Source organism: Streptodolium elevatio, assembly GCF_040649515.1.
GTDB classification, from domain to species: Bacteria; Actinomycetota; Actinomycetes; order Streptomycetales; family Streptomycetaceae; genus Yinghuangia; species Yinghuangia elevatio.
In genome coordinates, this window is record NZ_JBEZFP010000092.1 from 1 (window position 1) to 13,400 (window position 13,400).

Annotated in this window: 11 protein-coding genes; 4 read left to right on the forward strand and 7 right to left on the reverse strand. The window is 72.0% G+C overall.

Annotated features, from left to right (window positions below; genetic code table 11):
* Positions 1–165 precede the first annotated feature (165 nt).
* Positions 166–564, forward strand: a complete 399-nt coding sequence (locus AB0C36_RS29045; RefSeq protein ID WP_358359599.1) for a Zn-ribbon domain-containing OB-fold protein — start codon at positions 166–168, stop codon at positions 562–564.
* Between the two features lie 44 nt (positions 565–608).
* The gene (locus tag AB0C36_RS29050; protein WP_358359601.1) at positions 609–1,808 is read left to right on the forward strand and encodes a thiolase family protein; all 1,200 of its coding nucleotides are present in this window, start codon (positions 609–611) and stop codon (positions 1,806–1,808) included.
* 32 nt (positions 1,809–1,840) lie between these two features.
* Here AB0C36_RS29050 and AB0C36_RS29055 read toward each other — a convergent pair whose 3' ends face one another.
* Complete coding sequence (locus AB0C36_RS29055) at positions 1,841–3,847, reverse strand: alpha/beta fold hydrolase (RefSeq protein WP_358359603.1); 2,007 nt, start codon at positions 3,845–3,847, stop codon at positions 1,841–1,843.
* 74 nt (positions 3,848–3,921) lie between these two features.
* Between AB0C36_RS29055 and AB0C36_RS29060 the strand changes: the two genes are divergently transcribed.
* Positions 3,922–4,527: a TetR family transcriptional regulator gene (locus AB0C36_RS29060; RefSeq protein WP_358359606.1), complete on the forward strand. Its 606-nt coding sequence runs from the start codon at positions 3,922–3,924 to the stop codon at positions 4,525–4,527.
* Between the two features lie 152 nt (positions 4,528–4,679).
* Here AB0C36_RS29060 and AB0C36_RS29065 read toward each other — a convergent pair whose 3' ends face one another.
* From AB0C36_RS29065 to AB0C36_RS29090, 6 genes are all read right to left on the reverse strand, one after another.
* Complete coding sequence (locus tag AB0C36_RS29065; protein WP_358359608.1) at positions 4,680–5,570, reverse strand: alpha/beta hydrolase; 891 nt, start codon at positions 5,568–5,570, stop codon at positions 4,680–4,682.
* A 184-nt stretch (positions 5,571–5,754) separates the two neighbouring features.
* Positions 5,755–6,711, reverse strand: a complete 957-nt coding sequence (locus AB0C36_RS29070; protein WP_358359612.1) for an RNA polymerase subunit sigma-70 — start codon at positions 6,709–6,711, stop codon at positions 5,755–5,757.
* Positions 6,708–8,147, reverse strand: a complete 1,440-nt coding sequence (locus AB0C36_RS29075; RefSeq protein ID WP_358359614.1) for a DHA2 family efflux MFS transporter permease subunit — start codon at positions 8,145–8,147, stop codon at positions 6,708–6,710. The genes AB0C36_RS29070 and AB0C36_RS29075 overlap by 4 nt, the downstream gene beginning before the upstream one ends.
* A gap of 130 nt (positions 8,148–8,277) precedes the next feature.
* Positions 8,278–9,936: a cytochrome bc1 complex cytochrome b subunit gene (qcrB, locus tag AB0C36_RS29080; RefSeq protein WP_358359617.1), complete on the reverse strand. Its 1,659-nt coding sequence runs from the start codon at positions 9,934–9,936 to the stop codon at positions 8,278–8,280.
* Between the two features lie 206 nt (positions 9,937–10,142).
* Positions 10,143–11,273: a helix-turn-helix domain-containing protein gene (locus tag AB0C36_RS29085; RefSeq protein WP_358359619.1), complete on the reverse strand. Its 1,131-nt coding sequence runs from the start codon at positions 11,271–11,273 to the stop codon at positions 10,143–10,145.
* 130 nt (positions 11,274–11,403) lie between these two features.
* Positions 11,404–12,249, reverse strand: coding sequence for a M55 family metallopeptidase (locus tag AB0C36_RS29090; RefSeq protein WP_358359621.1), 846 nt, complete (start codon positions 12,247–12,249; stop codon positions 11,404–11,406).
* 182 nt (positions 12,250–12,431) lie between these two features.
* Between AB0C36_RS29090 and AB0C36_RS29095 the strand changes: the two genes are divergently transcribed.
* Positions 12,432–13,397 carry a TIGR03557 family F420-dependent LLM class oxidoreductase gene (locus AB0C36_RS29095; protein ID WP_358359623.1) on the forward strand — a complete coding sequence of 322 codons (966 nt, stop codon included), beginning with the start codon at positions 12,432–12,434 and terminating at the stop codon, positions 13,395–13,397.
* The last annotated feature ends 3 nt before the right edge of the window (positions 13,398–13,400 follow it).

Consider the following 13,400-nt stretch of genomic DNA (forward strand, 5'->3'; position numbering starts at 1 on the left):
CCAGGCTGCGGGGGTAGGGCACTCCCGCAGCCTGGCCCGACCGTCCTGAACCGAGTTGTGTTGCGCTGAGCCGAGCTGAGCCAACCTGACGCGATCTGAAGCGACCGACCTGACCGACCTGACGCGTTCCGCCCAGACCCGTAACGACTCGTCCGAAGGAGTCGCATGGCCAGCCGTGTCCCGCTCGTCGACCACCTGGTGCTGGAGCCCGAGCCGCGCTTGAGGTCGGCCGTGTGCGGCACGTGCGAGGCCGATTTCCTCACCCGCCGCAACGCGTGCGCCTCCTGCGGCGGAACCGACTTCGGCGAGCGGACCTGGGGCACGGACGGCACCGTCGTCGCGTTCACCATCGTCCACCGGGCGGCCCCCGGCGTACCGGTCCCCTTCGTCTCGGCGATCGTGCGGCTGCAGGACGGGCCGATCGTGCAGAGCAACCTGGTGGACGTCGAGCCGGACCCGGCGCACATCGTGCTCGGGATGCCGGTACGCCTGCGGACCTTCGTGGCAGGCACCGACGACAACGGTGTCGAGGCCGTGGCGTACGGGTTCGCCCCGCTCGACTGAAGCCCCAGGCGCCGCGCATCCGACGCCGAGAGAAGGGATCCGGAATGGCCTCCGACCACGTGTGGATCGTCGGCGCGTACATGACGCGGTTCGCCCGGCACGACGGCATGGACGTGCTCGACCTGGCCGCCGAGGCGGCGTTGGCCGCGCTCGCCGACTCCGGCACGACCATCGCCGACATGGACGTCCTTGCCGCGGGCTCGCTGTTCCACGCCGGCGCCGGGCTGGGCCAGCAGTTGCAGAAGCAGATCGGCCAGACGGGCATCCCCGTCTACAACGTCGCCAACGCGTGCGCGACCGGCGCCACCGCGCTGCGGACCGTGCACCTGTCGATCCTCGCCGGCGAATCCGAACTGGGCATCGCCGTGGGTGTGGAGAAGACTTCGGGCATGGGGCTGCTCGGTGCCGCCGCCCGCCCCGCCGAAGCCAGGACCGAGTACACGCCCAGCGGGCGCGACGGGCGCGTCATGCCCGTCGAGGGGATCCTCGGGTCGCAGACCATGCCGAGTGTGTTCGCCCAGGCGGGCACCGCGTACCTGCACGACAACCCGCAGGCGTCCGTGGAGCACTTCTACAAGATCAGCGAGAAGAACCACGCGCACTCCGAGCTGAACCCGCTCGCGCAGTACCGCAAGCGGTTCTCGCTCGACGAGATCAAGGCCGCGCCGATGATCTCCTACCCGAACACCTCGCTCATGTGCTCGGCCAACACCGACGGCGCCGCCGCGGTCGTGCTGTGCTCCTCGGCGCGTCTTGCCACGCTGCCCCTGGAGGTACGCAGGCGCGCGGTCAAGATCGCCGCCTCGGTCCTCACCTCGGACCCGTACGTGCCGGGCGGGCAGGTCCTGCCGGATGTGTCCACCTGCACCCGCAACGCGGCCGCCGCGGCGTACGAGAAGGCCGGCATCGGCCCCGAGGACCTCGGCCTGGTCGAACTGCACGACTGCTTCGCCACCGCCGAACTCCTGCACTACGACAACCTGATGCTGTGCGAGCCCGGCGGCGCCGCCGAATTCCTCGACTCCGGCGCCCCGTGGCGCGACGGACGCCTGCCGGTCAACGTCTCCGGCGGCCTGCAGTCCAAGGGCCACCCCATCGGGGCCACCGGCATCGCCAACGTCTACGAGGTCACCGCACACCTGCGCGGCGAGGCGGGCGACCGGCAGATCGACGGCGCCCGCGTCGGCCTGACCCACGTGATCGGCCTCGGCTCCAGCGCGGCCGTGCACATCCTGGAGAAGTAGCCGACACCGTCCGACGGATCGTCCGCCCGGTGTCACCCGAACGGATCACTCATCCGGGCCGGCCCCAGGTGCGGTAGCTCCAGCTCGAACAGGTGGCCGCGTCCGGACACGGTCCCGTGGTAGCCCAGTTCGTCCGGGTGTTCCACACCCGCGGTACGGATGGCCTCCAGCAGCATCGCCGCCGCGGTGCCGGCGTCGTCGCTCTTGGCGTCGCCGAAGCGCCGCTGCCACAGGCCGCCGGCATCCGACCAACCGCGCCGGACGAGCGCGTCCGGGTCGACGGGCGTGTCGTTGACGAAGGACTCGATGCGCAGGTCGAACCCCTCGTTCCAGGCGCTGACGAAGCGCAGCGGGTCGCGGGTGGAACGCACGTGCAGGACGAACGCGCCCGGCAGGCACGGTGTGTCGGCGCACAGCGCCCGCAGGGCCTCGGCGAGTCCGGTCTCGACGCCCTCCCAGGTCGTCGCGGCGCGCGGCGCGGGTTCGGGCAGCGCGGGCAGGTCGGCCGGCTCTCCGGCGCGCCACACTCCCGGCGACTCGTTCCGGGCTCCCGCGGCGTCGCCGTCCGATGCGGTGTGCAGCATGGCCATGACCGGCACCGAGTGCACGTCCAGTCCCATGGCGAGGGTGGTTTCGCCAGGGCGTCGCCACAACATCCGGGGGCCGCGGCTGTCCCACTTCCGGCCTGCGCCGGCCCACAACGTCGGGGGTGCGTCGAGGACTTCCTCCATGACGTCCCAGGCGGTCCGCAGGAAGTGCACCTCGTCGCGGTGGTCGTCGTCGTACGCGATGCCGTAGCCGAGGTTGACCTCCACCCTGACGGCCCGCGGAGGCGCGCCGTCCGCCGCGGCCACGACTCCGACCCCCTGCCGGGGGCCGTGCGGGTGGCGGCCCAGTTCCCAGCCCACTCCGTCCAGCGGGCCTCGGGCCGGGTCGACGACCTGGTTCGGCGGCACCGGAAGCAGGGCCCACCCCAGCGTGCCGAGAGCGGCCTCGACGTCCTCCAGCAGCCATCCGCCCATGTCCAGCGGCGCCAATTCCCGCACCAGGCTCCGGAACCGCGCCTCCGAGGACCAGTACTTGTACTCGTGGGTCGTCATGCGACGCACTGTACGGAGCGGCGCCGACTCCGACTCCGACTCCGACTCCGAGGCTGCCGGCCCCGGGCACAGGAACGTACACAATGCGGTGGTCAGCGCTGCCGGGTTGTCCTCCTGGACGTTGTGGCCGGCGTCCGGCACCACGACAAGTTCCGCGCCGGGGACGCTCGCGATCAGGCGCTCCGCGGCGGCCTGCGGAAGTACCCTGCTGCGCCCCCCGCGTGCCAACAGGAGCGGGACCCCCGCCGATTGGGCGGCCAGGCGCTCGATGGCGGCGAGGATCGCGGGGAAGTCGGGCGGACGCGGATCCCCCTTCGGTACCCACTCACCGTCCGGGCCGCGGCGGAACAGGGTGCTCATGCGGTAGGCCACGCCTGCCCGGTGCGTGCGCGGACTGACGCGCATGGCTTCCTCGACGACCGCGTCAAGTTCGCGCACGGGGGCGAGTGCGGCCATGAACTCCCGTACCCGCCGCGTACCTTCGAAGTCCACGCCGGGTGCGACGTCGACGAGTGCCAGCCGCGCCACACGATCGGGCCGGGTTTCGGCGACATGCGCCGCGACCACGCCGCCCAGCGACATGCCTACCAGCCCCACCCGTTCGAGGCCCAGGTGGTCGGCGGCGGCGACCACGTCGTCGGCCATGGTGGCGATGCGGTAGTCGTCCGACCAGTCGCTGTCGCCGTGGCCGCGCAGGTCCAGTGCGACCGGGCGGGCCGCGTCGCGCAGGCCGAGGCAGACGAAGTCCCATGTGTGCGCGGTCAGTCCGCCGCCGTGCAGCAGAATCGCCGGAAGTCCCGTGCCGCCCCAGTCGAGTCCGTGCAGGCCGCACCCCGCGTTCGAGAACCGGAACGCGCGCGGCGGCGCCGGATCGCGGACGGTGACGCCCAGTTGGACCGCCAGTTCGAGCATCGTCGGAGTCCCGGGTCGTCCCCGCACGCCGCCTCCTCGTCCTTACCTTGACTCATCAAGGTAAGGACCACAACCTTGAGCAGTCAAGGTAGGGTCGGGGGATGGCTCGCGTACGACGCAACCCCGATGACGCCCGGCGGATGATCCTCGAAGCGGCCGGCAAGCTGCTGGCCGCGGGCGGTCCGGCCGCCGTGCAGGTGCGCGCCGTCGCCGCCGAGGTCGGGGTGACCGACGCCGCGGTCAACCACCACTTCGGCACACGTGACCAACTGCTGGATTCCCTGCTGCGCTTCGGCGGGACCAAGCTGAAGGCCGAACTGCACGCCGTGCTGGGCGCGTGGGCCGACGGTCCGCCCGAGCCGGCCGAGTTGGTGCGCGCACTCGCCGCGCTGTACGCCGACGGCTACGCGGAACTCGCCCTCGCCCTCCACCGGTCCGGCCGACGCGACACCGGCAGCGGACTGCTCGACGAGGTGGTGGACAGGCTGCACGCGCAGGCGCGGCACCAGTGCGCGGCCGCCGGACGCACCCCTCCTTTGCGCGAGTCGATCCAGCTGACGGTGGCCGCACTGCATCAGGCGGTCGCCACGGAACCGCTGTTCGGGGACGAGTTCCGCCGCAGCGTCGGCCTCGACGAGACCGCGCGCGAGCACATGCTCGACTGGTGGACCGAGATCCTCCGTGCGACCCTCGCGGGCCGGGACTGAGCCCTGGCGGGGTTGCCACGGCAAGCACGCCTGGGCACACAGTCCGCGGCACACCTGCCCGCGGCACAACAGTCCCCGGCACAACAGTCCCCGGCAGCCGATCCGCGGCAGGCGTCCCGTTGCGGCAGCCCACCCGCAACCCGGCCGGCGACTCAGGCCTGCGTCGGTGCGGACGCCCCGGGCTGCGGCTCCCCTCCCGCGGCCCGCCCCGTGAGGAACTCGTCGACCGCCGCCACCAGCAGCGGGACCTTCGGGTTGTGGCTGAGCTTCGCGATCTCGACGTGCCGGGCGTCAGGCAGCGCCGCCGTCGCCGCCCGGGCGGCCGTACGCAGCAATGCCTCGCTGCGGCCACCGGACACGACCAATACCGGGACCTCGACACCCGCCCAGTCGGCCGGGTCCAGCGGCTCACCGCGCATGTGGTCCGCCATCACCGCCCAGTCGTGCGCGGTGGACGGGGCGACAGCGGTGAGCTTCGACCACATCGGGGTGATCCGCATGAGGCCGACGAAAGGCGACGGGATGCCCATGGCCTTGGTCATGAAGTAGCGCACGGTCTCGCCGCGCCGGTCCTCGGCGACCAGCCGGTGCAGCGTTGCGGCCAGGTCCGTCGGCGGCACGTGCCGGGTGCGGTCTACGACGAACGGCGGCTCGAACGCGACCACCCGCTCGATTCCGGGGATCCGCCCGGACGCCGCGGCCCGCAACGCCAGGACCGCGCCCGACGACCAGCCGAACAGCGCGGCCGACCCGCCCTCGGCGGCGACCACCGCGGCCAGGTCGTCGATCTCCTGCGCACAGTCGTGGCGTCCCGGCGAGTCGCCGCTGTCGCCACGGCCGCGGCGGTCGTGGAGCACGACCGTCAGCCCCTGCTCGTCGGCCAGCATTTCGGCGAGTTGGACCATCTTCGGGAACTTCCGGTAGCTGAACGCGCCGCCGACCAGCACCACGGTCCCGCCCGCCGGGTTCGGGTTCCGCGGCGTGTAGCGGTCGTACGCGATCGCGGTGCCGTCCGCGGAGGCGACGGTGTGCGTGCTGGTCATGGCTGCTCCCGTGTCGGTGCTCGGCCCGGTCCGTTCCGGGTCCGGTGGCCGCCACGGCACAATCGACCGGGCGGCTCTGGGAGGTAGGACCGCAGAACCGCGCCGAACTCATCGCACCTTCGGGATCTTCTTCGGAAACTTCGCCGGATCACTGCGGATCTGTCCCGCGGACCACCCGGGTGCGTCACCCGCCCCGGGCACCCCGTTCGACCGGCAGGCCGAAGAGCGGGAACAGGTCTGCCCGGTGGAAGGCCAGTACCGCGGCGATCCCCGCCTTCGTCACGGTGAGCACCTGCACCGAGTGCGCGTGGAAGACGTCGTCCGGCCCGCGGTTGTAGACGGCGAACGCGGGTCGGCCGTTCGCGGACGTCGCCACGGCGATCCGCTGTCCCCCCTCCGGCCGTAGTTTCGCGGCGAGCAGGCGCAGGACGTCCTCGCGGCCGTCGAACCAGGTCGGGATCGGCGGCATTTCCCACCGGACCTCCTGCGTCAAGAGGTCCTCCAGCGCGGCCAGGTCGGTCTCCTCGAAGGCCCGCGCGTACCGGTCGAGAAGGGCGCGGCGTTCGGGTTCGGCGGGCTCGCCGAACTGCTCCTCGGCCGGTGCCAGCGTGGCGAGGTCGGCGCGCGCCCGGCGCAGCGAGCTGTGCACCGCGGTGGTCGTGGTCTCCAGCAGTTCCGCGGTCTCCGAGGCGCGCCACGCCAGGACGTCCCGCAGGATCAGCACCGCGCGCCGGCGTGGCGGCAGGTGTTGCAGGGCGGCGACCAGCGCGAGCCGAAGGCTTTGGCGGGCGTCCACGACCTGGGCCGGGTCGGCGCTCGGCAGGCGGTCCGGGAACGGCTCCAGCCAGGACGCCTCCAGCATGCGCGCGTCGAGGCGGTCGGGGTCGCTGCCGGGCGCGCCGATCGCCGACGGCACCATGCGGCGGCTGCTGTGCTTCAGCGCGTTCAGGCAGGTCCGGGTGGCGATCCGGTAGAGCCAGGTCTTCACCGACGACCGCCGCTCGAACTCCGCGAAGCCGCGCCACGCACGCAGGTACGTCTCCTGCACGGCGTCCTCCGCGTCGTGCAGCGAGCCGAGCATGCGGTAGCAGTACGCCACCAGATCGCCCCGGTGCCGGGCGAACTCGTCCTCGAGGTTCATACCAACTCCCGGGCGGCGTCGGGCCGGGCGGTGGGCCCCGCCGCGGTCGGGGCACGCCGTGCGGTGACACCGAGCCCGGCCAGTGCCCCGAGCAACGACAGTACGCCGCACACGGTCAGCGCCCGGCTGAAGCCCGTGGTGAACGACCCGTAGCCGCCGGAGGCGCTGAACACCGCGGCCAGGACGGCGACCCCCACCACTCCGCCGAGCTGCCGCATCATGCCGTGCACGCCGGACGCGATCCCGACCGCTTCGCGGGGCAGCGCCCCGATGCTCGCGCTCTGCGCCGCGGGCATCGCCAGCGAGACGCCGCAGCCGGCCACCACCAACGGGGCCACCAGATCCGCGTAGTGGACCGAGCCCTTGGCGGCCTGGCCGATCCACGCCATGCCGAGGGCCTGGAGCGCCAGGCCCGCGACCACGAGCGGACGCTCGCCGATCCGGTCCGCGAGGCGGCCGGCGAGCGGCGCGATCAGGAACAGAGTGGCGGTCCACGGCAGCAGTTGCAGCCCGGCCTTCATCGGGCCGGAGCCGAACGCGACCTGCATGTACTGGGCGAGGAAGAACACACCGCCGTACAGCGCCGAGGTCAGGAAGAACGCCGCCGCGTTGCCCGCCGAGAACGTCCGCGAACGGAAGAACGAGGGCGGCACCATCGGGTGCGCGGCCCGGCGCTCCCAGAGCAGGAACGCCGCCAAGCCCACCGCCCCGAGGGCGAACGCGCCGACCACCTCGCGGCTGGACCACCCCGCCTCGGCGCCGCGCACCACACCCCAGACGACGCCGAGCACGGCGGCCGTGCTGAGGGCCGCACCGCGTACGTCCACCCGGCGTGCCGCTCCCCTGCTCTCCGGGACCTTCCGCAGGACGAGTGGGACGGCGAGCGCCCCGACCGGCACGTTGATCCAGAAGATCCACTGCCAGGCCAGGCCCTCGGTGACCGCGCCGCCGATCACCGGGCCGCTCAGCACGGCCAGCCCGGTCAGACCGCTGAAGGCGCCGATCGCCCAGTTGCGGCGCTCCGGCGGGAAGGCGGCCCCCAACAGGCCCATCGCCAGCGGCATCACGACCGCGGCCCCGATCCCCTGGACCGCGCGGGCGGCGATCAGCCACCCCGCGGAGGTCGCGAGCGCACAGCCGACCGACGCGACCGAGAAGAGCGTGAGGCCGCTCGCGAAGGTACGCCGCCGCCCCCAGCGGTCGCCGATCGCCGCCGCGGTCATCATCAGCATCGCGAAGCTGAGGCTGTACGCGTTCACCGTCCATTCCAGCTCCTGGACCGAGGCGCCGAGGTCGTGCCTGACGGTGGTCAGCGCGGCCGCGACCACCAGGGCGTCGAGCGCCACCATCACCGAGCCGATCGCGGTCAGGCCCAGCACCCAGCGCTGCTCGGCAGTCGTGCGATTCGTGCCGTCCACCACGTCCACCACATCCACCACGGCCCTCCACGAGATTCGGCGTCACTGGTTCTGACAACCGGGGAGGGCGGAAGTCGTCGCGGCGGCGGGTTTTGGGTCCGCGGGCGGTCGGCACCGGTGACACCGTCGGCCTCCCGCGGACCCGGCGTCACATGCGCGACCGCTGCTCGGCGGCGGGTCGGTCGGCCTCGCTCGCGGCGTCGGAGAGCTGCCGAGGCCGGGCGGGTGTCGGCTTGCGGACCTGGTCGGCGAAGTACCAATGGGACAGGCGTACGCGCAGGCGCTGTCCGGCCGTGACCCTCCGGGCCACGCCGTTCTCGTCCGCCAACGGGTCGGCCACGAACGGCTCGTACTGCTCGTGCGCGGTCAGGATGTGGCGTCGTACGGGGTCGAGCGGCTCGTGGACCTCGACGAATTCGCCGTGCGGGAGCTTCTTGACGATGCCCGTCTCGCGACCGTGCAGGACTTTGTCGCGGTCGCGCAGTTGCAGGCCCTTGCACCAGCGCACGGTGACGACGTACGCGACGACGGGTGCGACGAAGAACGCGATCCGCCCGGCCCAGGTGATGGTGTTGATGGACAGGTGGAAGTGGGTGGCGATGATGTCGTTGCTGCCGCAGACCCACAGCACGCCGTAGGCCGCGATCCACGCGACCCCGAGCCCTGTGCGGACCGGCATGTTGCGCGGGCGGTCCAGCAGGTGGTGTTCGCGTCTGTCGCCGGTGATCCACGCCTCGATCCACGGGTACGCGCCGAGCAGCGTGAACATCAGGCCGGGGACGATCACCGCCGGGACGAGCACGTTGAAGCTGACGGTGTGACCGAACGCGTTCGCCTCCCAGTTCGGCATCAGGCGCAGCGCCCCTTCGAGGAACCCGATGTACCAGTCCGGCTGGGACCCGGCGCTGACCTGGCCGGGGTGGTAGGGGCCGTACGCCCAGATCGGATTGATCTGGGCCAGGCCGCCGAGCAGCGCGGTGACCCCGAAGACGACGAAGAAGAAGCCGCCCGCCTTGGCGGTGTAGACCGGCAGGAACGGCTGCCCGACGACGTTGTCCTCGGTGCGGCCGGGCCCGGGGAACTGCGTGTGCTTGTGGTAGAAGACCAGGATCAGGTGCACGGTCACCAGTGCCACCATGATCGCGGGGACCAGCAGCACGTGCAGCGTGAACAGCCGGGGTATGGCGTCGTCGCCCGGGAACTCCCCGCCGAACGCGAAGAATTGCAGGTACGTCCCCACCACGGGAATGGCGAGGATGACACCCTCGGCGATCCGCAGGCCGGTGCCGGACAGCAGGTCGTCCGGCAGCGAGTAGCCGAGGAAGCCGTTGAGCATCGCGAGTACAAGCAGCAGGAATCCGAAAAGCCAGTTGACTTCGCGCGGTTTGCGGAACGATCCGGTGAAGAAGTGCCGGAACATGTGCACGAACAGGGCCGCGATGAAGATCAGCGCCGACCAGTGGTGGATCTGCCGGATCAGCAGGCCGCCGCGGACGTCGAAGCTGATGTCCAGGGTCGAGGCGTACGCCTCCGACATGTGGATGCCCTGGAGCGGCACGTAGGAGCCGTCGTAGACGACCTCGCTCATGCTCGGCTCGAAGAAGAACGTCAGGAAGACCCCGGACAGCAGCAGGACGACGAAGCTGTAGAGGGCTATCTCGCCGATCATGAAGGACCAGTGGTCCGGGAAGACCTTCCTGATGTACGGCCCGGCGAGCCGGTAGATCCCCAGTCTCTCGTCGACCGCGTCGGCGCGGCGTACGGCTTTGCTGTCGGTTGCGCCGACAGGTCGTGCGGTGTCGCTCATGCCGGACTCCCCTGCATGACGCCTCCTCGATGCGGACTCGGCACGGACTCGATGTGAAAGGGGCTCTGCCCTCAGACGATCCGGAGCCGCGTTTTGTGACGTCGAGACGTCGCGGGGCCCGACCACCCGCCCTGCCGCCGCACCTTGCATGCCGCTTGCCACTTGCCACTTGCCGCTGCCGTACGCGGCCGCCGCACGCCGCCGCGTCAGTCGCGGGGTTCCTCGGGTGGCGTGGGGAGGTCCCGAGTGTGCCGGTACTCGCGTGGTGTCGTCGCGTACCGGCCGCGGAAGGCCCGGGCGAACGCGCTGGGGCTCTCGATGCCCACCGACCGGCCGATCGCGGCGATGGGCCGGTGGCGCTGCCGGGGGTCCGCGAGCATTCGGCGGGCCTCGTCGAGCCTGCTCTCACGGATGAACCGGGCCGGGGACCGGCCGCCTTCGCGGAAGACGAGCTCCACGTACCGCAGGGAGACGTCGAACGCCTCGGCGACGGCGCGGGGCGACAGGTCCGGGTCGCCCAGGTTGCGGCGTACGAAGTCCAGCATGCGCGGGAGTTGGGCGCTGCGGGACAACCGCGGGTCGGCCAGGTCCTGTCGGCCCGCGCTCTCGAACCGCAAGGTGGAGGCCAGCAGTTCGGCCACCGTGTGGCCGAGTTCCAGGAGTACGTCGCCGTTCTGCGCGGACGTGTTCCGGGCGAGTTCGCCGATCACCGTCGTGAGCACGCGCAGCGTGGGGTTCTCGGCACGGATGGGTCGGCCGAGCGCGGCCTGCCCCAGACTGCCGACGCTGCGCTCGAGGTCCTTCCTCGGTACCCCGACGACGAGTTGGTGGACAAAGCCGTCGGCGGTGAACGCCCAGGGCCGGGAGCTGTCGAAGAGCAGTGCGTCCCCGGGATTCAGCCGGGCGAGGCGGCCGCCCTGGGCGGCCCAACTGGCGCGCTGTCCGATGGACAGGTGGTGGAGGTCGATCGGGTTCCGGTCGATGAGCCGTGCGGTCCGGGCCACGCGCATGGGGTCGGAGCCCACGTCGCTGATGGTGGTGCGGCCGAGTTCGAGGAGATAGACCCACCCGGTGTACCCGGGACTGCCGTCGCCTGCCCGGTCGTAGCGGGCGGTGGCGCCGATCGGTGTGGCGTCCAACGCGACGATGGCATCGCGCAGAACCGCGCGCCAGGTGTCCGGATCGGGCACCCGGGTGCCCTGGAGGTGCGGGCCGACGCGGACCACCGGCCGGCGCGCGCCGCGCCGGAGGGTGTGGCGCTTCGACGGGCCGGCGCCCGGAGCTGCCGACGGCGACCGGTTGTTCGCCGCGTCGTCCGCAGCGGGTGGACGGCTCACGGTCACGGCCCTCCCGCGTACAAGTCACGCCTGCCGACGGCCGGTCATGCTAACGGCGCGATGCCGCGCGGGGGCGGCAAGGCTCCGACAACGCGGTTCGGCAGCCAGATGACGCGGGAAGGCGGCGTGCTCAGCGGCGGTTGGCCAGGGCGGTGCGGCTGCGGATCGAGGCGGCCGCGAGTTCGTAGCAGATGGTGATGACGCCGAGGACCTCACGAGGAGTGCCGAACTCGCCTTCCAGCGTGCGGTCGGCGGTACGCGTCACCGTCGGGATGAGTGCGCCCAGTTCGGCCGCGGACGCGTTGGGCATGTCCAGCTCCAGCCGCAGCACCTCGGGGATCTCGGCGAGGGCGAGCGCGTCGCGGTCGGCGAGGGCCGCGGCGGCGGCCGCCCGGATCCGCGCGCACGCCTCGGTGGGCGAGAGGCTGTTCGCGGCCGAGAAGCCGTGCGAGGTCTTCACCGCGAGGGTGTGGGCCTTGGGCAGTCGGGCGCGTACCGTCTCGCAGATCACGTCGTCGCCGGTGACCAGCGCGACCGGGACACCGACGGCCGCGGCCTGGAGGGCGTTGACCTCGGTCTCGGAGACCGGGCGGCCGTTCAGGCGGACCTCGGTGAAGTGCGAGGAGTACGTATGGGCGAGCACGCCGTGCGCGCCGGCCGCGGCGTGGTAGCCGAGGAACAGCGCGACGTCGTGTTCCTCGGTCAGGCCCTCGGCCATGCAGTCCAGCTTCGGGGTGCCGAAGACCAGTCGGGCGCGCGGGTCGAGTTCCGCGTGGACGAGGTTGTCCATCGTCCCGTGGCTGTCGTTGACCACGACCGTCTCGGCACCCGCGTCGAACGCCCCGGCGATCGCGGCGTTCGCCTCGCCGGTCATCAGGCGTTGCGCGGCCGGGTAGCCGTGGCCGCCGCGGACCACCTGGTCGATCGTGGCGACACCGGCCACGCCTTCCATGTCGATCGAGATGTACACCTGCACGGCGGGCTCCGGACGGGTCGGCCTGCGAAGGCGGTGGACGGGCACCGGTACGTACCGGATGCTACCGGCGACGCGGCGGGGCGGCCGGTGACGCGGGGCGGCGGCGGCCCCGGAGGCGGCGGCGATGGTCCCGGACGTGGCGGCGGATGTTTCATATCCCTGCCTCGGGCAAGCCGCGGAGCATGATCGCTATCGGCTACACGATGATGACGGAGCAGGCGGGGCCGCGGGAGCTCGTGGACCATGTCGTCCACGCCGAGGAGGCGGGCTTCGACTTCTCCGTCACATCGGACCACTACTCTCCGTGGCTGGCCGCGCAGGGGCACGCGCCGTACGCGTGGAGTGTGCTGGGTGCCGCCGCCCAGGCCACCACGCGCATCCCGCTGATGACCTATGTGACCTGCCCCATCCTGCGCTACCACCCGACCGTGGTGGCGCAGAAGGCGGCGACGCTGCAACTGCTCAGCGAGGGCCGGTTCCGGCTCGGCCTGGGATCCGGCGAGAACCTCAACGAACACGTGATCGGCAAGGGGTGGCCGCCGCCTCGGATCCGCCACGAGATGCTCACCGAGGCGGTGGACATCATCCGGGCGTTGTTCGCGGGCGGTGAGGTGACGTACCGCGGAACCCACTTCCAGGCGTCCGGCGCCAAGCTCTGGGACCTTCCCGAGGAACCGCCGCAGATCGGCATCGCCATGTCCGGCCCGCACAGCTGCGCGCTGGCGGGACAACACGGCGACATCGGCGTGGCCGTCGAACCGGACTCCGACCTCGTCGACGCCTTCGCGAAAGCGGGCGGCGCCGGAAAGCCCGTGGTCGGGCAGGTCCCGGTGAGCTGGGACCCGGACCGCGCGGCGGCGGTGGCCCGCGCCCACCGGGAGTTCCGCTGGTTCGGCGGCGGCTGGCCGGTCAACGCCAACCTGCCGGGGACCGAGGCGTTCTCGGCCGCGACGCAGTTCGTGCGCGAGGACGACATCGCCGGCAGCATCGCCTGCGGCGACGACGTGGACGCCTTCGTGGACGCGGTCCGCGCCTACGCCGACGCCGGCTTCACCGAGGTCGCACTCGTCCAGATCGGCGGGGACCGGCAGCACGAGTACATCGACTGGGCCAAGGACAAACTGCTGCCCGCGCTCAAGTCCCTCTGACCG